Origin of the sequence: Bacillus sp. OV322, from assembly GCF_900112495.1 — a bacterium.
Taxonomy (GTDB): Bacteria; Bacillota; Bacilli; order Bacillales; family DSM-1321; genus Peribacillus.
This window is the reverse complement of record NZ_FOMA01000005.1, coordinates 181625-201868: the sequence shown is the minus strand read 5'-3', so window position 1 is coordinate 201868 and position 20244 is coordinate 181625. Positions and strand designations below refer to the sequence as shown.

General features: G+C 35.5%; 22 protein-coding genes and 1 pseudogene. 3 read left to right on the top strand and 20 right to left on the bottom strand.

The window, feature by feature from the left end; all coding sequences use genetic code 11:
• Positions 1 to 2: 2 nt before the first annotated feature.
• The 5 genes and pseudogenes from BM126_RS13735 to BM126_RS13720 form a co-directional block, all read right to left on the bottom strand.
• Positions 3 to 686, bottom strand: coding sequence for a DUF421 domain-containing protein (locus BM126_RS13735; protein WP_090990016.1), 684 nt, complete (start codon positions 684 to 686; stop codon positions 3 to 5).
• 183 nt (positions 687 to 869) lie between these two features.
• Entirely contained in the window at positions 870 to 4079 is a 3210-nt protein-coding gene (locus BM126_RS13730) for a DEAD/DEAH box helicase (RefSeq protein ID WP_090990015.1), read from the bottom strand.
• 462 nt (positions 4080 to 4541) lie between these two features.
• A complete protein-coding gene (locus BM126_RS13725) occupies positions 4542 to 4850 on the bottom strand; it encodes a hypothetical protein (protein WP_090990014.1) in 309 nt (102 codons plus the stop codon).
• Positions 4851 to 5036: 186 nt separating this feature from the next.
• The gene (locus BM126_RS22440; protein WP_177201429.1) at positions 5037 to 5198 is read right to left on the bottom strand and encodes a hypothetical protein; all 162 of its coding nucleotides are present in this window, start codon (positions 5196 to 5198) and stop codon (positions 5037 to 5039) included.
• Positions 5199 to 5213: 15 nt separating this feature from the next.
• Positions 5214 to 5616 (bottom strand): annotated as a pseudogene (locus tag BM126_RS13720) (DUF86 domain-containing protein).
• Between the two features lie 1129 nt (positions 5617 to 6745).
• Here BM126_RS13720 and BM126_RS13710 point away from each other — a divergent pair.
• Complete coding sequence (locus BM126_RS13710) at positions 6746 to 6874, top strand: YjcZ family sporulation protein (RefSeq protein WP_090990012.1); 129 nt, start codon at positions 6746 to 6748, stop codon at positions 6872 to 6874.
• Between the two features lie 80 nt (positions 6875 to 6954).
• Here BM126_RS13710 and BM126_RS23360 read toward each other — a convergent pair whose 3' ends face one another.
• The 3 genes from BM126_RS23360 to BM126_RS13700 form a co-directional block, all read right to left on the bottom strand.
• The gene (locus tag BM126_RS23360; protein WP_177201454.1) at positions 6955 to 7095 is read right to left on the bottom strand and encodes an IS3 family transposase; all 141 of its coding nucleotides are present in this window, start codon (positions 7093 to 7095) and stop codon (positions 6955 to 6957) included.
• A gap of 205 nt (positions 7096 to 7300) precedes the next feature.
• Entirely contained in the window at positions 7301 to 7771 is a 471-nt protein-coding gene (locus BM126_RS13705) for a transposase (RefSeq protein ID WP_371261450.1), read from the bottom strand.
• A 529-nt stretch (positions 7772 to 8300) separates the two neighbouring features.
• Positions 8301 to 8756 carry a hypothetical protein gene (locus BM126_RS13700; protein WP_090990011.1) on the bottom strand — a complete coding sequence of 152 codons (456 nt, stop codon included), beginning with the start codon at positions 8754 to 8756 and terminating at the stop codon, positions 8301 to 8303.
• 508 nt (positions 8757 to 9264) lie between these two features.
• Here BM126_RS13700 and BM126_RS22430 point away from each other — a divergent pair.
• The gene (locus tag BM126_RS22430) at positions 9265 to 9519 is read left to right on the top strand and encodes a hypothetical protein (protein WP_090990010.1); all 255 of its coding nucleotides are present in this window, start codon (positions 9265 to 9267) and stop codon (positions 9517 to 9519) included.
• A 118-nt stretch (positions 9520 to 9637) separates the two neighbouring features.
• Here BM126_RS22430 and BM126_RS13690 read toward each other — a convergent pair whose 3' ends face one another.
• The 5 genes from BM126_RS13690 to BM126_RS13670 form a co-directional block, all read right to left on the bottom strand.
• A complete protein-coding gene (locus tag BM126_RS13690) occupies positions 9638 to 10225 on the bottom strand; it encodes a GrpB family protein (protein ID WP_177201428.1) in 588 nt (195 codons plus the stop codon).
• Positions 10226 to 10335: 110 nt separating this feature from the next.
• A complete protein-coding gene (locus BM126_RS23355; protein WP_371261449.1) occupies positions 10336 to 10695 on the bottom strand; it encodes a hypothetical protein in 360 nt (119 codons plus the stop codon).
• A gap of 347 nt (positions 10696 to 11042) precedes the next feature.
• Positions 11043 to 11801: a hypothetical protein gene (locus BM126_RS13680; protein WP_256213104.1), complete on the bottom strand. Its 759-nt coding sequence runs from the start codon at positions 11799 to 11801 to the stop codon at positions 11043 to 11045.
• 399 nt (positions 11802 to 12200) lie between these two features.
• The gene (locus BM126_RS13675; protein ID WP_090990008.1) at positions 12201 to 13190 is read right to left on the bottom strand and encodes a DUF5050 domain-containing protein; all 990 of its coding nucleotides are present in this window, start codon (positions 13188 to 13190) and stop codon (positions 12201 to 12203) included.
• 16 nt (positions 13191 to 13206) lie between these two features.
• A complete protein-coding gene (locus BM126_RS13670; RefSeq protein WP_090990007.1) occupies positions 13207 to 13758 on the bottom strand; it encodes a hypothetical protein in 552 nt (183 codons plus the stop codon).
• A gap of 157 nt (positions 13759 to 13915) precedes the next feature.
• Between BM126_RS13670 and BM126_RS13665 the strand changes: the two genes are divergently transcribed.
• Positions 13916 to 14371 (top strand): tyrosine-type recombinase/integrase, encoded by a 456-nt coding sequence (locus tag BM126_RS13665; RefSeq protein WP_256213103.1) that lies wholly within the window; start codon positions 13916 to 13918, stop codon positions 14369 to 14371.
• Positions 14372 to 14470: 99 nt separating this feature from the next.
• On the opposite strand, the gene BM126_RS13660 is transcribed toward BM126_RS13665, so the two are convergent.
• The 7 genes from BM126_RS13660 to BM126_RS23350 all read right to left on the bottom strand — a co-directional run bounded on the left by BM126_RS13660 (position 14471) and on the right by BM126_RS23350 (position 20197).
• The gene (locus BM126_RS13660) at positions 14471 to 14962 is read right to left on the bottom strand and encodes a DUF6584 family protein (protein ID WP_141770073.1); all 492 of its coding nucleotides are present in this window, start codon (positions 14960 to 14962) and stop codon (positions 14471 to 14473) included.
• Between the two features lie 157 nt (positions 14963 to 15119).
• On the bottom strand, positions 15120 to 16139 hold the full coding sequence (locus BM126_RS13655) for a serine hydrolase domain-containing protein (RefSeq protein WP_090990303.1): 1020 nt from the start codon (positions 16137 to 16139) through the stop codon (positions 15120 to 15122).
• A gap of 180 nt (positions 16140 to 16319) precedes the next feature.
• Entirely contained in the window at positions 16320 to 17012 is a 693-nt protein-coding gene (locus BM126_RS13650) for an aspartate/glutamate racemase family protein (RefSeq protein ID WP_090990005.1), read from the bottom strand.
• A gap of 185 nt (positions 17013 to 17197) precedes the next feature.
• Positions 17198 to 17629, bottom strand: coding sequence for a GNAT family N-acetyltransferase (locus BM126_RS13645; protein WP_256213102.1), 432 nt, complete (start codon positions 17627 to 17629; stop codon positions 17198 to 17200).
• 201 nt (positions 17630 to 17830) lie between these two features.
• Complete coding sequence (locus BM126_RS13640) at positions 17831 to 18355, bottom strand: GrpB family protein (protein ID WP_090990004.1); 525 nt, start codon at positions 18353 to 18355, stop codon at positions 17831 to 17833.
• Between the two features lie 160 nt (positions 18356 to 18515).
• A complete protein-coding gene (locus BM126_RS13635) occupies positions 18516 to 19289 on the bottom strand; it encodes a GNAT family N-acetyltransferase (protein WP_090990301.1) in 774 nt (257 codons plus the stop codon).
• A gap of 485 nt (positions 19290 to 19774) precedes the next feature.
• Positions 19775 to 20197, bottom strand: a complete 423-nt coding sequence (locus BM126_RS23350) for a transposase (RefSeq protein WP_371261448.1) — start codon at positions 20195 to 20197, stop codon at positions 19775 to 19777.
• Positions 20198 to 20244: the final 47 nt, after the last annotated feature.

Genomic DNA, 20244 nt, shown 5'->3' with positions numbered 1-20244 from the left:
TGTTATTCAGAATCTTTCCCGTATCGTTCAACATATAGATTGCCCTTCGATCCTGCCACCGCATAGGAAATATCAGATACTGAAAGTTTTTTCTTTTTCAATTCAGCCATAAGCCACTCTTCACTGAATCTGCTCATCGCCAGATTTTCCGGGAGCATCACGCCATCCATGATTAATTCAATAGGACCACTCCTAAGCACTCCATCCAAATACTGCCTTGACAGCGGCTGGAACTGAGACTTTTTTTTAACGGACAATGTTCCATTTAACTCAAGAATTGCGAAATCTACTTCCTCCACATCGAAGATATCTTTTCCGCGCAGATCCTGCATAAGAGTATCCAATGAATAATCAATCTTTTTCATCGTATTTTCATGCAGCTTTCCATCTTTTATTAAAACTGATGGTGCACCTGCAATCCATTTTCGATAGTTGGAGTTTCTGGCGGCCAGGATGTTCAATATATAAACGATGGCTCCCATTAAAATAAGAGCGATAATAAAATACAAAAATTTAATTTTGATATTAAAAGCAAGATTTCCGCCAATCGTACCCATTGTAATCGAAGCAATATATAAATGGTTCGACCTGTGTGCGATTGCCTGTTTGCCAATCAGCGAAATAAAAATCCAAAGCAAAAGAAAGGATGTAAAGGTCCTGATTATTATTTCTAGAGATCCCTGCATCACTATTTCTCCTTTACTGAAAACGAAAATCTTAGCGAGAGATAGTATGCTTCTATTAATAGATTTTATTCTGCCAAACACACTAAGCAAACCTGCTGCAGCAAAAAACAAGCCAGCAAATATTAATTTGCTGGCTCCAGGTGAGTGTTCTCTTACATTTAATTTCTGCCATTAGATGGCCCTTTATATCAATAAAATGCTCCGGATGTCTTCCTCTGTAAGTGCCGCATTTTTTTTATTTTCTTCAGAATCAATAATATCCTCAATAAGATGCTTTTTTTTCTCCTGAAGTTCATTCATTTTTTCTTCAATTGTACCGCGGGCAACGAGCTTAATTACCTGGACAATGTTTTTTTGGCCAATACGGTGCGCCCGGTCGGCAGCCTGCATCTCTACTGCCGGGTTCCACCAGTTATCATATAAAATGACAGTATCCGCTCCGGTAAGGTTGAGTCCTGTTCCGCCAGCTTTCAGGGAAATTAGGAAAAAGTCACGTTCTCCAGTGTTAAACCTGCTGCAGATGTCCAATCTCTCATCCGGGCGTGTGTGGCCGTCAAGATAGAAAAAAGGATAGCCTTTACCTGAAAATTCCTTTCCTATCAGCTCCAGCATTTTTGTAAATTGGGAAAAAATCAGCACTCTTCGGCCTGTGAGTCTGGATTCTTCTATGATTTGAAGCAGCTGGTTAAATTTAGCAGAGCTTCCTTCATATCCATCCACAAATAATGCAGGGTGGCAGCAAATTTGGCGCAGCCTTGTCAATCCTGCCAGAATTTTGATCCGATTTTTCCGGAGTGTATCTTTATCAAGATGCTTTAATGTGTCATGCCGAAGCTTAGCCAGATAAGCAGCATATAGCTTTCTTTGATCTGGAAGCAGGTCAGCTGTTTCTATAAGCTCCATTTTCCCTGGCAGTTCTTCGAGGATATCCTTTTTCAGCCTTCTGAGCATAAATGGGCGGATTCTCCTGGCAATCGTTTTTCTTGTCAGGTTACTATACTCCTTTAAACCCAGGAATAATTCCGGAAATACAACATGAAAAATGGACCACAGCTCCTCACTTGCATTTTCCACAGGCGTCCCAGTCAGTGCAAAACGGTGATCTGCGTGGATTTTTTTTACTGCCCTGGCGGTTTGGGTAGCAGGATTCTTAAAAGCCTGTGCCTCATCAAAAAATACGGTATGGAAGCTTTGCTTCTCAAACCACTGGATATCTCTTCTGAGAAGAGGATATGAGGTAATAATTACATCCAGTTCACTTATATTGTTTTGAAGCTGGATTCTTTCCGCTTGGCTGCCATCTGATACTGCAGCTTGAATGTCCGGAGCAAATTTCATCATTTCACTGAGCCAGTTGTATGTTAACGATGAAGGACAGACAACAAGTGCCGGCTGCTTCTTTTTTCTGATTACAGGGAGCTCTGACAGGAGATAGGAGATGCTCTGCAGTGTTTTGCCGAGCCCCATATCATCTGCTAAAATCCCGCCAAAACCATATCCTGCCAATGCTTTCATCCATTTGTAGCCATGTACCTGATAATCCCGCAGAATGGTCTTTAGGCTCTGTGGAATCTTAGCATCGAGCAATGCGGGATTGCTGATTTTTTCAAGAAATTGACGAAACGACTCTTCAAGCAAAAAAACATCGCTTTCTCCAGAAGCATCAAGAAAAGCCAGGCTTTTTACAATGGGCATTTCCCATGAACTTTCGAGATCCTGCCTCTGTTTTGGAGCAGCGTTCAAAAACCTGTTGATCTCTTCTATTTCCCTTGTTTCCAGAGAGAATAGTGACCCATTTTTCATCCTGTAATATTTTCTTTTTTCTTCTAAGGCGAGTAAAAGGTCGCGTATTTCTTTTTCAGGAATTCCATCCATTTCAAATGTAAACTCCAGCCAATCTGTCCGTTCTTTCTTTATCCTCACACTGATTTGAGGTCTTGATGTCCCTTTGAAAATCCGGTTTCTGACTGCCGTTGTCGCATAGATCTGCACAAGCTTTTGAAGTTTTGGCACTGCATGATACAAAAACTCATATTCCAGCTCTTCGTTTTGCATAAAATAGCCGCCATCTGTTTTGGCAAACGAGCTGTTCTCCATTACTTCCAAAATAGATTCTTCTTTTTCAATATCTCTAACAAGTAGGGAACCCGGTGATTCCATGCTTTCTAGCGGGTTAATCACTATCCCGCCATAGTGAAATTCTAGCCCAGCAAGCAGGCGATTCTTCACCCGATCCAAATAAAGCTTTGCAATCAGCGGCGTTTTCATAACCTGTGATGTTATGGCTTTTGAAATTTGGACCTGACCCAATTTTTTTAAGCCAGGAACTACTTTCTCAAGAAAAAAACCTGCTTGACTGCCTGAAATCGGAATGACATGGTGTCCGGATTGCTTTTGCATTTGCTGTAATTCACAGAGACGTTTGAAGTCCTCATCTGTCAGCTGAAAGAATTTCCCTTCACAAAAAACAGAATGATAGTCATCCAAAATTTGGACGCTCTGCATGCCATTTATCTTGAGCTGATAATCATTTCCCGAGCTTTCTGAAAAGGCAAATTGCAAAGGAAGTAATTCTTTGGTTATTACAAGTCGATTATAGGCATTCAGCTGATCTTCGAATTTGACCGAAGAAAAATTCGCCAGCACGGGAGCAAGCAATTTCCATGCTGTTGGAGGAATTAGCAATACTTCCTCACTGCTTGAATGAATATATCGATCTGAAGGAGGATTGCTGTATACTACTTTATCGGAAGTCACTTGAACTAAGTGCTGTAAAACAGTGTCTGCTTCTTCCGAAAAGCAATGAAGGGAGGGATTATATATGAAAGAATATGATGAGAAATCCCTTTCCCGCCTTTTTATATCTTCCAAAAAACCATAGATATGATCGATTTTTTTTGAATTCAGTTTCATTTCTATACCAATTACAATCTTTTCATCTGCATCGAGGAGTTTGCATATGAATTCCGTATGGATCACTTGCCTGGTTTCAAAGTGCAGCTGGTGCCTGGTTTGTGGTATTGGTTTTTCGCTGAATAAATCAAGCCAGCCGTTTTCTCCTTCTTCACTTTCAAATCCAGCATGCTTTGGATTTGAAAGTGAAGAAAGGGAATGTTTATGTTCAAATATCGTCAGCAAAACAGCGGCAACATGCTGACACTTCCTTTGAAAGGAAGCAAGCGAGGGACAAGTACAGGAGGTGCTGAAACCTCCGCTTTCTTCACTTTGGACAATTACCCTGAACTCTTCTTTGCCAGTCACCGTTGCTTCACAGCGATCGGTATTGATTGTTTCAAATTCAACTTTTTTTGCTGTGTAAAAAGCCTCACCTCGTTTGAAGGAGACTGTTCCGCATAATTCTTTGATGATTTTCTTTGTTAGTTTTATATTCAAGAGATTTGCTCCTTCCGGTGAGTGTCTGTAACAAAACTAAATTAATGATAAAATACCTGTTTTAAGATAGAGAAATGAAAAAACAACCAAAGGCTTCATTAACTAGACAATTCTTGTAGTTTATATCCTGAACAATTGTAACACAAATAATGATGGCAGATAATACGGCAGCACCCCCAGATTTCCTTGTTTTCCGCAAGTTATTCTGGGGGTGCTAGAGAACAGTATTTTTTTATTAGGCTGTTTTCGTAAACTTTGTTGTTAAGGAACAAGGGGCTGATTTCCGCTCTAGGGTGCCCTCTTACGCGCGGTGCGGGCGGTGAGCATCCTCAGCGGCGCTTTCCGGGGTATCACCTTCCCTCTAATTCTGCAGGAGTCTCGTACAGTACACTCCAATCAACCCGGTTTAACAGCGAGAACATATAAATAAACAACAATCTTTAAGAAAAGAGCCTTTTAATATCAATATTTAATAGAAATTAACTTTGCTTCATGGTTTTTCTTTAAAATTGTCACCGGTTCACCTTTTGATAAACTATCATAATATTCTTTAGGGACGGAAATCCTGTATCCAGAGGAAAGCAAAATTTCGTAATTTGTTTTTTCGACAACATTCATGCCCATTTCTTCTGCTACAATCTCTTTTGTTTTTTTAGCTACGTAAGCTTTTTCTACAGACCCTGACAGTTCCCCTTCTGCAAATCCTGAATACGAAAAGAAAAGGAAAAATCCTGCTGCAAGGTATAGGAAATACACAATACATTTATTCACTTGTTAATCACCAGCCAGTCCTGAAACGGAGTCATGCTACAGAAAAGCATTTTACCTTTAACATGCACCATACATGCTATTTTCATACAGCGGCTGGACATATCCAGTTTTTTACATAATTATATTATGTTTTATTATTCTGTTAGCGTAGCAGCTAAAATATAGCTAGGGCAGGGTCTGCAATTATTAGTTTTTTACAGGAACCTTCACATACTCATATTTTTCTGGATACTGAAGTTCCAGTTTTTCAATCGCAGCTTCAGCCTCATCTTTAGTTTCAAAAACCTCATCTAGTTTGATTGTTTCTTTATTTGTATGTAAGTCATAAACCCGGATTTTGTATTCCATCATAAAACCCCTTTTTCAGAATTTTAGGATTTGCTTTGTATAGTCAGTAAAATCTCCGAGGTGATTTTCAACAATTTGCTGCAGTATGTCTATATTAATTGTCTGATACATGAACAGATATGTTCCTAAAACCCACCATGGCTTTAAGGCGTTTAACTGTATGTTCATCAATAATTAAGGAAACGTGAAGCATATCAAACGAATCTCTGCTGCTTTGAGGCAATCCCAAACTCTGGTCAGCCACAATATGCATAGCCAAGTCGATGGATGCTTCACAGGCTCGTTGGATATTGAGTATGATGGAGTCTTGTTTAGTGAAGTCTTTTAGGCTGCTAGCATCGTTGCCATAAACATCTTGAATGCGTTTCATGCAGCGCTCAATCAAGCTAATCTTATTTAAAATCACATCATTTTTCATATATAGTTAACGCTGCTCTCCTCTTTTTTAAAAACGATTGAGCAGGGTCTTCTTAAGAATTTTCATTTTTCTTTTTTAAAGAAACTTATTTTCATGGTAGTTAAAGTAGAAATCTTCACATCCTTATTAAGTCCTGCCTTTATAAGAAGCAAAGGCAGTACCAATTAGTCCACCAACTATAATAGGGATTAAATTATCCCATTCAACATTCCCTTTAAACAAGCTTATAATAAGAAACGTTACTATCGCACCTAACAAAACAAAATAAAAGATTTATAATTCAAAAAGAAACCACCTTCAAAGGAATTTTACTAGTTCCTTCTTCACGCACATTTAGCCTGCTAGTATACTATGTTTGTCTCTGTATTATTTAAATTAAAAAGCCATTGATATCTATCGACAGCCCTAAAAAATATTATTTACCTCCTACATAAAAATAGGGTTAAAATCTTCCAACAGAATAAAAATTACTAAAAAGAAAGCTGATAGACCCATACAAAGCACTTGAAGGGCGTGCTTTCGATTTGGGGTACATAATTAAAATACCGGTATTATAAATAAACCTATCTTTAAGATTATAATAGAATAATTAGAATAATCTGGTCCCTGATGATAGAGAATATAATTTTCATCAATTAACATTACAGGTATGGCAGTGCCTATAACCCAAATTAGATAAAGAGATATCAGCACAATAAGCTTAGTTTTATATTTCATAATTTAGGCCCTCACTTTTTGTTAGTGCAATCCAATAGGATTTCCATTAATTTCTATGAAATTCCTTTAAAATTAAGAGACTTTATGATATCACTAATATGCTGATATTTTACTGTAACAAATTTTAAATAAGAAGCTTATACCACTACTCTTCAGAAGGGTAGTTGTTTAATTTTGCGCAAATAAGGCAGATTACCTTGTCCGTTTCGATATTACGGCATAAATTAAAGTAAGCTGATCAACCCAAAACAACTCCGATCCAGACATTTACTCCTCTGAAAAGCGCAGCCTAACACCTGCGCTTTTTGGTTGCAAAAATGGACAAAAATCTTGTTAAAAGCCCTGTCCGTCGTGATTGCTTGTACATAGGATAAATTGAGTGACACCAAGAATTTACGAAGGGGTGGATAATATGGCAAATGGATATGGATATGGTGGCGGAAATGGTGGCGGCTATGGTAGTGGATTTGCTCTAATCGTAGTATTGTTTATCTTGTTAATCATCATCGGTTGCTCTTGCTTCATGGGCGGCGGCTATTAATCAATTTGACGGCACAAAGTCTGTTAATGGGAAAAACCCTTATATGGTCTTGTCCCTGTCAAGTAGACAACATAAAAAAACTAAGCAACAAGCGCGTGTCGATATTCAATCGGCGCGCGTTTTTTAAGTTTCTTTTGTCTTCGTTTGTAGTTGTAGTGATAAATGTACTCATCAAGAGCTTGTTCTAGTTCTTCTCCAGAAGTACACTTATTTACATACAATTTTTCTGTTTTGAGGTGGGAGAAAAACGTTTCTACACAGGCATTATTCTAAACAGTTTCCCTTACGAGAATGTCTGCCCTTAATTCCAAACGCATCTAATCGGTTGTTATACAGCTTTGACGTATATTGGAAGCCTTGGTCTGAATGTAAAAAAGCTCCATCAACGTCTTTTTTCTTTGTTTCTCTTGGATAACACCCAACTTACTATTTCATTATTGAAAAGATCCTGGATAACAGATAAATAATAAAATTCTTTTCGACGGATACATAAGTAATATCTGTGACCATCTTCTGTTGAGGTCCCATAGCCTTGAAGTTCCTCTTCAGTCGGTTAGGAAAGAAGACTGACGGACTCTGACCATGACGTTTTCTCTTTTTCCGAATGATTGATTGTATCCCCATTTCATTTAATTCATCTGTTATACGCTCCCGCCCAAATTCCGACTTAAATGTAGTTCTTGGTCTGCCTTTTAAAGGATTTGACACATCCTTTCTTACATCAAAAGGAACACCTTGTTTCCATTTTTCGACCCATACTTTAAGCTGACTGCAATTACGGATCCCCATTTCTTCAGCCAATGCTTTATAGCTCTTTGAACCATTTACATATTTCATAACGGCCTTAAGTTTGAACTCATCTGAATAGGTATTAAAAGTTTGTCCTTTCTTCGCCATAGAAAAATCCCCTCCAAGTAGCACTCTTTTCTTCATGGTAAGATGAAGGTTTTTTTGGATGTCTACTTAAAGGGGACAATATCAACCAGTCCGTTTTTACACTACCTTCATTAAGTTCGTATAATGCTGAGAGTGTCTGAAATTGTTCAGAATTTACACGCACTTGTATATCTAAATCACCCTTTGTAAGGCTATTAGGGACAGCGGAACTTCCAATGTGATGAAGCTTCGGGCATACGTTCTTTAATTAGCTTTTTGTGTTCTGAGAAAGTTTTCTCTACCTTTTCATAAAAAAGACTGTTTTCAAAAAAATTAATTTGTTCCATATTACCCTTCCCATAAGAAATTCTTTACGGTTATTTTATCCTCTCCTTTAACTAAAGGGCCCAAAAATTTGTATAAAGAAAGAGCTGCCTTAAAAACAGCTCTGATCCTAAGCTAAAGCACCTGTTAGTTCATAAAACTGATTGTTGAGTTGACACAAACTGTGCGAAAAAAAGCACAAAAAAGTGCCTAAGATTGACACCTTTCATTTAGTAAAAGTAAAGGTTTCCTTGTATTTTCTGCCCTTAACTTCATTACTGTGCGGTTTTTCGTGCCAACTTATTTCAAATTGAAGTTCACTGTATTTACTCAATATAGGAAAATTCGGAAATTCGAAGGTTTGTCCCTGTTTAAACTCCTTATATTCAAAGTCAGAAACACTTAATCCGTATTTTGTTTCAGTATTTTGTTCATTTCTGTAAGTGTTGAATTCAACATTTTCGAGTTTTTTACCAATATTTGTAATGTTTACATTATATAATTCAACATTATCATTAGTAGTCTTTGCCGTCTCTTTACCCTTTTTTATTTCGATTTTCCATTGATCAGATTGCTTTATAATAGGAGTTTTAAGTGGTTCGTCTACCTCTGCTGTTGCATTTGAAACAATTCCAGTGGCTATAAAGCAAAAAATAAATAATGAGGTTATTAGTTTTTTCAATATTGCTGCCTCCTGTTGTATTAAATCAATTTTTGATTAGTTTTCCTAAAAAAATAAAAAAAAACACATATAACCATACAGTACTATTGTGAAAGCAAACGTCATTCACTGTGCGTTTATACTAAGCTTTTTTAACTAAACTACCTCTCTAGTTCCATAAGAAAAAGGGTGCCGTAGCAACCTCCCTTATTGAAGTAAAGCACCCGTTTATTGAAGAAGAAGATTATATCAGCCTTTTTATTCATCAAATCTGTATCTAAAATTAGCGAAACGCCAATATAACAATGAAACTAAGTACCAACGAGGTGATTACCATTTACTTTTCGCTGCTATATTTTTCTTTTCAACGGGTAATTTAACAAGTGCTGAAGTAGGTGAGCTAAAAGTATCTTTCATTTCGAAGGATGGAAAGGTTGAAAAGGAGGTTTATTCAACAACTGAGGACATATTACTAAAGGTAATTGAACCAAAATTAAATCAGATAATTACTGATAAATATGGCAAACAAATGTCATGGAATATTATTAAAGTAACAAAAGTTTTTTTAATTGCAGACCATACTAAAAAGGAATCCGATATATGGTACAAGATGGAAATTTCAACAAGAGTTAATGATACGGAAAAAAATAATAAAGAGTGTTTTGATACAATCACGCTACGAGTAGATATTCCTAACATGTTTAAAGACTACAGGTATAGGGATACTGATTCTAAAATGAATATTACGCTTATTAAGTATGAATCTATTAAGACAAAAGGGTAGAAATAAACGATTAACTCTAACCGCCAAAGAAGAATACTTTTGGCGGTTGTTTTTATGTTTACCAATTGAACAAATGCACCCGTTTATTTAAGTACAATATTTCACAAAGATAACTTTATTAAAGGATGATACGATACACCATTACACTCTTACTCTTTAGTTTTCCAATACTTATTGGCTTGAATTGGCTTGAATTTGTTTTATACCAATCAAGTGCATTTTTTTCTATTTCCCTAACAAGCTGGTCTTTACCATTTATGTACGATTCAATATCGTATGGAAATTGAAGAGCTAACTTCTCTTTTAAATCGCCATAGCTCACTTTAACATCTGAATGTGTTCTTAAGTAATCCCTGAATGCTAAATGTCTTTCTATTCCATAACTTCCAACCTCATACATATGTACGTGATGAGTTCGATTGTCTCCGCCTTTTTTGAAGTATCTCCGTCCAAGTAGTCCGTTCTCACCTTTAGGTTCATATCCAATGCTCTTCATCTCATTATTAAATTTATCGACAACGTTAATTTCTTCGACAACGGGCATAATATCTATAATTGGTTTGGCTTTCAGCCCTTGAATAGAAGTGCTACCAATATGATGAATTTCTATAATTTCGTTACCGAAAATTTGATTAAGTTTTTTTGATTCCTCAATGAACATAGCAACCCAGTCCACACTATACGGACAGACATTGACTTTCCTCAAAATTCCTCCTCCATTCTTTTACTAAGCTACCCGTTACTTGAAGAAGAAAATGGCATTATCCCCATTGTTGAGGTAATGCACCCTATAGTTTAAGTACCATACTTCACAATCTATTTGATTTCATTCCAAGTTATTATTTCAACATTGCCAATTTCGACTTCTCCCAGACTTAAAAAATGTGGGACGTAGTGAAACAATCCAAATCTATTGCCATTTCTGCTTTCATTTTTGTAATAATCAGATGTAGCTGATGGCAATTCTGGAAGTTCTTTATAATCATAAATATCCACTATCTTAATTTGACCTTCCTCGATAGGTTCCGCTGGACCCTTATATTTCTCTTTGGAGTAAATATAGATAGCGTTTTCATTGTTTTTTAAATATTGAATAGGAATTTTAAAAAAGGGCTGTTTTTCTTTAGTCTTAATATCTAAAGCTGTGATTGCTTGGTAAACGTAATGAGGATGCAAAGGTAGAAAATGTAAAACATCATTCCATAAACAGTTTAGTTTTGGAACTTGTTTTCTAAGCAGTTTGGGTCTCTCAGGGTGGTCAAAATATTTTTAATATATTTCTCATAAAGTTGAGGATAAGGATTCTTCAAAAAATTTAAGGGTATCAACTTCTCCCCTTCCATCTCATTCGGTACCATATGATATACATATTGTTGCATAAACCACACCTCCGATTTTAACCAAATTCTAGATTCACCTTTTATTTCCATACCACCTTCTTGCGCTAAACCGGCCTGTTACTTCAATAAGAAAAAGCTATTCCTCAATATTAAAGAATCTCTACCATTAGATGAGCTAAAAGGTTATGATGCAAGAATTGGTGGAAACCCAGCTCGGCTCCATAACCATAATGGAGTATGTACATCAATTGGTGCTAATCCACTTCCAGCAAGTGCCGTTTCCCAAGCAGTAGCAACCACTTGTCTATCATCTGCTCCACCATTTAAAACTTCCTCTGCACATAAACCTAATTTAACCGAAGCTTTTAAAATGTGTGTATCTGGTGCAATTGTGATTAATTCACGAGATTTCCATGAAACGTTTGTATAACTTTCCAAAACATATAGCCAATAATTAAAAATTTTCGGTCCAGAGAGATAAGGAAAATCTGATTTTCGCGTTCCTTGCATCATTGCCTTTAGAGGAGCGATGTCAGATTGAATAAACTCAATCAATCCTTGCACATCTCCTTTTTCCGAAGATTCCACAAGGCCTTTGGCTACACGTTGCCAAATTTCAGGATGGCGGTTTGGTTGCAATCCTACACGATGAAGGAGTAATGCTTCTCGAAGTCGCTCTGTATTGCTATTAGCTGCAAGAGTCGGATCAAAAATCCATTTGGTATTTGAATCTTGATACGCTTTTACTACAGATTCCCATAACGTGTATGAATTTCTTTGATAATTTAACGCCATTGCCAATGTTAAAACATTCATCATTTCTTCTTCTGTAACAACACCAATCAAAACATCTTCAGGCATTATTTCTCCACCTAAAAGTCCATTTTCGTGCATTTGTACTAAAGTATTTACACTTTTTAAAAAGGTAGCATTATTCCTCACTTTGTATCCCCCAAAAAACTATGTTATCTTAATTAATTCTCTAATTTATGACAGACTCCTTCTTTCTCTAACCTGCCACGTACTGGAATAAGAAAAAACATACTTCTTTCTGTAGAATCGCACCCGTTTCAACTAAATATGAATAATTACAACCCGTTTAATCCAATCGAGTAGAGGGAAAATAAATGTATTATTTTCGCCCCTCTCACAACACCGTACGACGGATCGCGTATACAGCGTTTCAATTTATATCACAGTGTGTACTTTTAGAAAAAGTTCTAAAGCAGAGGGGACTCCCCTCTGCTTTAGCAGAAAAGCTCTGTAGAGATCCTCCTCCACAGAGCTTTCTTCGAATCTATTATGCTTTTAAAAAATTCGAGGAGTGACAGGCACCATACGTTACTTATGCTTTGAAAATAATCTGTTTTTTGTCCCGTCTGTATTAACTCGGAATATGTCTTCATGACCATCTAATTTGTAGTAAATCCAATTATCCAATCCATTTATATCTGATATTTCTTTTTGTATCAATAATTGATTTTTTTCACCATTCTTTTTCATTTTATATAAATAATAGTGATCACCTGCATTCAAGTAATAAATCCAATCTTTATCTACGATTATTGATGAAAACTTTTGATCAGTTATTTTCATTTCCTTACCTTTTTGTTTATCCACTTTATACAAGTGCTCATCTACATCTGTATAATAGAGATATTCCTCATCTGCATCATTAATTACCTGGAAATTTGAAACTGTATCATTTAGTTTTTTTACGTTTTCTCCATTTAGTGACATCGAATATAGTTTTCCTTCTTCACCATCTTCATCTATAGGTTTATAAAAGTAAATATGTTCACAATCAACGTAGAAATTCATTGTAACTTCCGGTTTTGGTGAATATATTTGAACCTTATCCGTCCCGTCCAAGTTCATTTTATAAATACCATTCTTAATCGAATCATAATAGTAAATCTGATCATTTTTTACTTGTACATAGTCAGCACCTTTGACTAATTTTTCTTTTTCTGTCCCATTTAATTTTATTCGATATAACACCGGTATATCCGAGAAAGGCATTACGGTATAATAAACCCATTCCTCCCATACATTTAAATCTCCAAATCCTTTTGACGTGAGCTTTACCTCATTTGTCCCATCTTCTTCTTTAATCATAATAGCATTATTGCTGATAAGAGGAATATTGGAATCATTATACTTCATATAAATTAAAAGGTTGTCCTGCTTAGCGACAAATCCGTTATTGATTAAATTCCCATATGAATTCCCTGTTAAATTAGGCACACCTTTCTCTCCAAATTCTTTATTGTGTTCATTTTCACACCCAATTAATAATAGTATCATCAAAATAACGTAGTATTTTTTCATTCTTTCATCCTTCTCATTAAAAATAACGAGCCATAAGTATATGAGCCCAAATAGGTGATTTAGCAGCAACTGCGTTGTTTACTTTCCATTGATTATTCCATTTTATTGACTTGTTTAAAACTTTCCCCGATACCATTAAACAATTCCTAATTCCAACACTATAGTGTGGTTTTTTCCTTTGAACCTCATACGCATAATCTAGGGATTTTTGAAAACTTCCTTTAATATATACAGATTTATCAAACTTGTATTTATAACCGTCATTATTCGAAATATACTTCAGAGATGGCTTACTTTTCTTTATGAATTTAACTACCACCTTTGGTTTTGGCCAAGCAATATTACCATCATTGCCAAAATAAAAGTAATACCATCCTTTCCCACTATCCCCTTTTCCATAGATAACTAATGATGTATGTCCAAAACCATTTGCTTCATTTGATGCGGTAATCCATATAGCATCATTACCATCTGGATCTATATAATTCACCGGATTATTATCTGCATACGTATACCCATTCTGTGAAGTTGGGTCATCCTCGTCACCTGGTTGCGGATCTAAAGCCATGAAGCTACCATTCTCTGAAATGGGGATCATTTGAAGCCAGTAAGTCTTGCACATCGTATACGATTCATAAAATCCCTACTTAGGTGGGCATATGAAGAAGGCTATTTGGATCACAACCCAGCCATAAAAATAAAGGAGCCTAAGTTGGGATGAATTTATGTTTTCGACATGGTGCAGGATTGGTGAAGTCGCAATGCTGCTCAACAAAGAGCACATAGATTGGTCCAGCAGATCAGTGATAGTCAGAGGGAAAGGAGATAAAGAACGCGAAGTTTATTTCAATACACGCAGTGACATTTGGTTAAAGCGTTACCTGGCTGACCGGCAGGATCAAGATTCAGCCCTATTTGTCACGGAACGCTGTCCTCATAGGATGAGTACAGCCCAGATACGTTACTTCATAAAGCGAATTTCGAAAAGAGCAGCCTTCAATAAAAATATCCCCCACACCAAATCCGACACAGTTATGCGACTCACGACTCATTTATTAAATAATGGGGCCCCTCTTGAAATAATTCAGACTTTACTCGGACACGAAAAAAGTGAAACAACCAGGGTCTACGCCCATCTTAGCGAGAAAATAAGGAAAGATTTCTACAATAAATTCTTCTAGCGAAGGCTGCTGAAGCAGCCTCCATTACTTTAACTAATGCCCCCGTTAATTTAAGTGCAGTTTTTCACGAATTTTATCCATCCACTTTCATAAATCCTATCAAAATATCCAGTTAAAGAATGCGTAAATTCCAATTACTTCAAATATAACTATTAAAATTAAGATTGATAAACAGCCAAATGTAAGTAATTTATCTTGGAATGTATCTTCGGATTCTTGGAGCAATTTTTCTTTCACTTTATTTTCAATAAGGGGAAATTCCCCGTGTAATTCCATTCTATTTAAAATTTCAACATCGCCTTTAAATTTTAGGGTTCTAGCAATTCTCTTAGGGTCATTTACCATAGATTTTTCAAACTCATTACACACTTTTACCATTTCTGGTGTTTTGTTTTCTTCTAAATACCAGTAACGACCGGCCATCGAAGGATATTTCAATTCAAAATAAATGTCTCCTAATTTTTTACGGAGCTCCAATGCATTAGGATAGGTTGATATTAACCCGTGTAGTCTATCCCTCGCTTTTCCTAAATCATTTTTTTTAATGTCTTCTTCTATTTTTTTTAGCGTCTTTACAGGTATCTTTTCTATAAAAAAGACCTCATTTTCGTTTTACTCCTCTATTCTTACTTTATCGATAGTTTATATTAATCCCTTCTTTGACTAAACTGCTCTTTGGTTAATCAACAAAAAAGTTGCCTAACCAACCGAATGTTGTTCAACTACGCACCCGTTAGTGCAACAAAAATTATTTAGAGAATGTATCAGCCACTAAGTTACTAAATTCTCTTAAATAATAGAGATAATTTTTTCCATCAATTCCTTCATAGTTATATCTTTTGTTATACATCTTTGCAACAACAACATTATATTCAGGAATTACTAATAAAGTTGGACCTGTTACACCTATTATTTGAAAAGCACCTTTTGGTACTCGGTCTCCAATCTCACTTTTTAATGATGGAGTTCCTTGGACATACCAAAACGCACCATTCAATGGTGTTTCTTCACTTTTGTATTCAGGGCTTTGAACTTGTGTTGCAATTTCTATTACTTCTTTTGGAACAATTTGTATTCCATTTATATTTCCTCTTCTTAGATGAAGATTTCCCCAATATGCAAATTCTCGAGCAGATACATAAAGGTTAGACTCAGTTCCATCATTTGAATTCCCCAGTATAGATGTCGCCTCTTCGTTAGGATTTACAATGACTTTAACTAATTTCTCATTTTCTTTTGTTTGCCAACCCGTTTCCTTATAACCTAAAGGTGAAAAGACTCTTTTATGTAACAATTCAGGAATACTTTGGTTGTATAATCGTTTAATAAGTTGTGTCATCATTAACACATTAATCCCTCTGTACGCCCATCCTTGACCTGGATCGAACTCTCTATAAACCGTTCCATTCTTATCCTCATTTAAACCATGAGAATGAGTAATTAAATTTCTAATGGTCGTTCCGCCAAGTAGTTCTTTATCGAATTCTTCAAAGTAATTTACTGCATAATCATCAAGACTTTTAATTTTACCTTCATGGATTGCATATGCAACAGCTAACCCTAAATAACTTTTTCTCGCTGATGCGACATTAAACTGTGAGAATTGAGTAATAGGCGATGAACCTTCTGTATTGGAGTGGCTTCCGCTGTAATGTTCTATTACCATTTCATCATTCTTAAGTATAAGCAAAGCCGATGCAGAGCTGTGATTTTGCTCCTTTATATCTTCAACCCATGTAATTAATTTTTGATATCTATTATCCAACATTTTGTTCTCCTTTCTTTCGAGTTCTTTTATTAGATTCACCAAAAAGAAGACTAATCCTTCTTCAAACTGCCCCGTTAGTGCCATAAGAAAACGGCTGCTTAAGCCACCTCCCTTATTGAAGTAAAGCACCCGTTTGTTTAATAAGATTTCATGATATTTATTGAAAGTTGTCTATACCACTTAATATTCTAATGCTTTATTAACTGATTCAATTGCATGTATTTCTGCTGTATCGAATAAAGGAACTTCTGAATCCTCTTGTTTGACTAATAATCCAATTTCCGTACATCCTAATATGATTCCTTCAGCACCATTTGCAATTAAGTCTTTGATAACTTTCTTGTAATAATCCCTTGATGATTGCTTGATGTTACCTAAACACAACTCTTCATATATAACCTTGTTAATCAATTCTCTTTCAGTATTATTTGGAACTAAAACTCTAATTCCGTTAGATACTATTCTGGAATTATAAAAATCTTGCTCCATAGTATACTTAGTGCCTAATAATCCCACCGTTGTAATATTTGATTTTTTTATTTGATTGGCAGTTGCATCAGCTATGTGTAAAATAGGAATTGTTATCTTTGCTTCTATATAATCAATTACTTTATGCATCGTATTTGTACAAATTACTATTAATTCTGCACCTGCATTTTCTAAAGATGATGCAACTTCTCCTAATGTTTTACCTGCTCTTTCCCAATCACCTTCCGATTGATAGCGTTCAATCTCGGCAAAATCAACGCTATATAAAAGACATTTTGCAGAATGTAATCCACCCAATCTGTTTTTTACCTCTTCATTTATGATTCGATAATATTCAACCGAAGACTCCCAACTCATTCCACCAATTAGTCCTATAGTTTTCATAAAGTTCCCCCATATCCACATTGTAATATATCCCAATTATACAATATTTTTTAATGATCCAACTTTTTCATTGAGCTAAACTCCACGTTAGCACAACAACAAAAAAGGATTGCCGCAGCAATCCTTCCTGAACTCAAGCACCCTATAGTTTAAATACAATATTTCACAAACGGTAACAACAATCTTTAGATAAGCCCTTTTGCAAACCCTATACTTTTTTCTACATAACCTCTATTTTTGTAAAACTTATGTGCGTTAACTCTCTCTGGTCGGTTTCCACTGTTTAGTCCAATACCAGTAGCTCCATTTTTTCTTGACCAATTCTCTGCTTCCGCAATCAGTTTTTTTCCTATCCCCTTACTACGATAACTTGAATTTACAACAAGTACTACTATGCGAACATAACAACCTTCCATTTCATAGTAGTATCCCTTTAAAAGTCCAATCATCCCAACTACTTTTCCATCAAAAGTAGCTAATAAGGTCTTATAATCTGGATTTAATTCTATATTTTTGAAACGTGTTTCCATATTTTCAATTGTAGTAGGATAACCAAGTTGTTCCATCAGAAAAGTTAATTCATTAATATCATTTAAAGTTGCATCTCTGATTTCCACTTTTATATCTCCTTTACTTTAGTTCCACTTTCCATTCACTCATACAAAAAATTCTCCTTTTTTTCACCAGTTAAATTTAGTTCTACAATACATAAATTATTCCTTCTTAAATTAAACTAGCCAGTTTTTAAACAAAGAGTAAAGGCTGTCAAAGCAGCCATCCTTGTTCAACTATCGCACCCTTTACTTAAATAAGCAATGTTATTTACAAGGTATTTCCTTCATAGCTTTTTCGATAATCTTTTTTATAAAAGGTTCTTTTTTCTTTGTATAGGTAGGTCTATCGAACTGATATTTGGAGGCAAGTTCTTTTTTTAAAGATGCATATTCCTCGGCTACTTTGGGGTCTAGCCTAAGATAATCACGAAATAATAACTTTTCAATCCACTCACTGCTATTAAATTCACAGATATGAAGATGGCAAGTACCCTGTCCCCATAAGCCCTTCCTAAAAAACCTTCTATCTTTAACCTCCGGTTTAGGAACATATTCATAGTCTATTTCACTCAAAGGACTAACAAAGTTAGATATTTCATTTAGATCTTGTACACCTACAATAATGTCAATTATTGGTTTGGCTTCTAACCCCTTTATAGAAGTACTTCCAATATGTTCAATTCCAACAGCCTTATCACCTAAAACATCAAGAATTCTTTTTTGTTCATATTCAAATTGTTTTCCCCAATTTGGATCATAATCACTAAGATTAACGATTGGTTTCGGCATATACCTGTTCCACCTTAAAAAGAAATATATCTTATAATTCTATATAGCTAAACGAAAACAAACCTTCTTTAACAAAACTACCTTTTAGTAAACAACAAAAAAGCTGCCTTAGCAACTGTGTGATCTTCAACTAAACACCCGTTAGCGAAATAAGGATTTTTTACTTTCTAACGAATACTGAATATTCCATTGGATTTTCGAATCCTAATCTTTCAGCCAGCTTTACCGACGCAAAATTGTGAACATTACAATCCCAATTGGGTTTCAAATTTCCTTCAATACAATGTTCAATGAATATCTCTGCAACATTTTGAGCTAAGCCCATTCCTCTATACTTATTTTTAGTTGCAATATCAATTTCAGCAAATTGTGATGAACTAAATATAGATGTACATTCACTTACAACGGTATCGTTATGTAGCAAGCAATAACCAAAACCATTCTCAAGAAAATTTGATACTGAACCCCAATATTCCTTATAATAAGATTCATTAAATTCCTGACTTTCAGTAATTATTTTTTCATCTATTCTCTTCACTATAAAATCATTGGGTAATTTCCCCTTTTTTATTGTTAAATATATATCCTTATTAAAATGAAAAGAATATCTATGCATCTGTCTTAACTCATTTTCAAACAACTTATTTATAACTTGATCCCATTCTTTTGAAGGAGAAAACAAAGTGAATCGCTTTTTTTCATTTTTTCTACTTCTAAAAATTTCTAAAAGTATGCTATCAAGACCATTGTTCATTCCGTCTCCACCAACAATAAAAATACCTGAATCAGTTCCAATTAAAACAGTTTTCTTCAATTCATCCATATATACCTGTCCAGGAATATAATTATTTAATACAGAGTAAGCAAATGTCGAGTAAGTTTCATTATCCTTATTTTCCAGTAAATTTATAGCTTTTCCAAAATCATTATTCATACACTGTTCCCCTTTTGTTTTTTGGTTATTCCTCATATTAGTATATATTACTCTTCAACAAACCTCCCTCAATAAACAAACACTTATCTCTTAATTACGCAGTTTTTCACCATATTGCTATCTAACTTTTTTTACCTTACAGATTTGATTAGAGAGAAAAGAACACAATCAAGCAGTTTACGAAGAAAATGAGCGCAAGAAACTAGCCAACCTTCGGTTAATTTCAAAAAGTTGGATGAATAGTATGTACGCACCATTGGATGTCCACATATCTTACGGGGTCTACCCTCCCAAGTTTCACAGAGTCTACGCTCCTACATTCCTTCGTTCAACCTTTCCATAAGGTGGATGTCGGTCATGGTCATGCTGCCCCACAGGATCTAAGTCCTTATGTTAGTTGCGTTGCCGACTAATCCCATGCTAATTTTGTCCGTTCATCTTTTCAAATTTATTTGTTAATAGTTAGTTTTATAGTGATTAAGCTACTATTGGTTCTTGGATAAATGCATGCATATGGGGATGTCCTTCAACATCTTCTCCTCTTTAAACACAAACTGCTTCTTCCCAATAGAGAAGAGTATACGGATGAGCTTATTACACAAAGCAATTAAAGACTGCATCTTTTTCAACGGATTATCAAGCCTTGTTGTGTAATAATGATGCAGAACTTTAAAGGCTTTATTCATAGCTGCTAGAATCATAGATGCCCGAAACAGCAGTGCCCTTAATTTCTTTCGACCACGTTTCGTAATCCTGGTTCTCCCTTTATGCTTTCCTGATGTATTTTCTTTTAAGCTGAGTCCTGCCAGTTTGGTTGTCTGACGAGGATGATTGTATTCACTCAAATCGCCTACTTCAGCGAAGAAACCCGCCACTGTATCGCGTCCAATTCCTGTTATCTCTAACATTTGATCAACGCCTGGAATATCTTGAAGCAGTGTATCCAGAGTTTGGT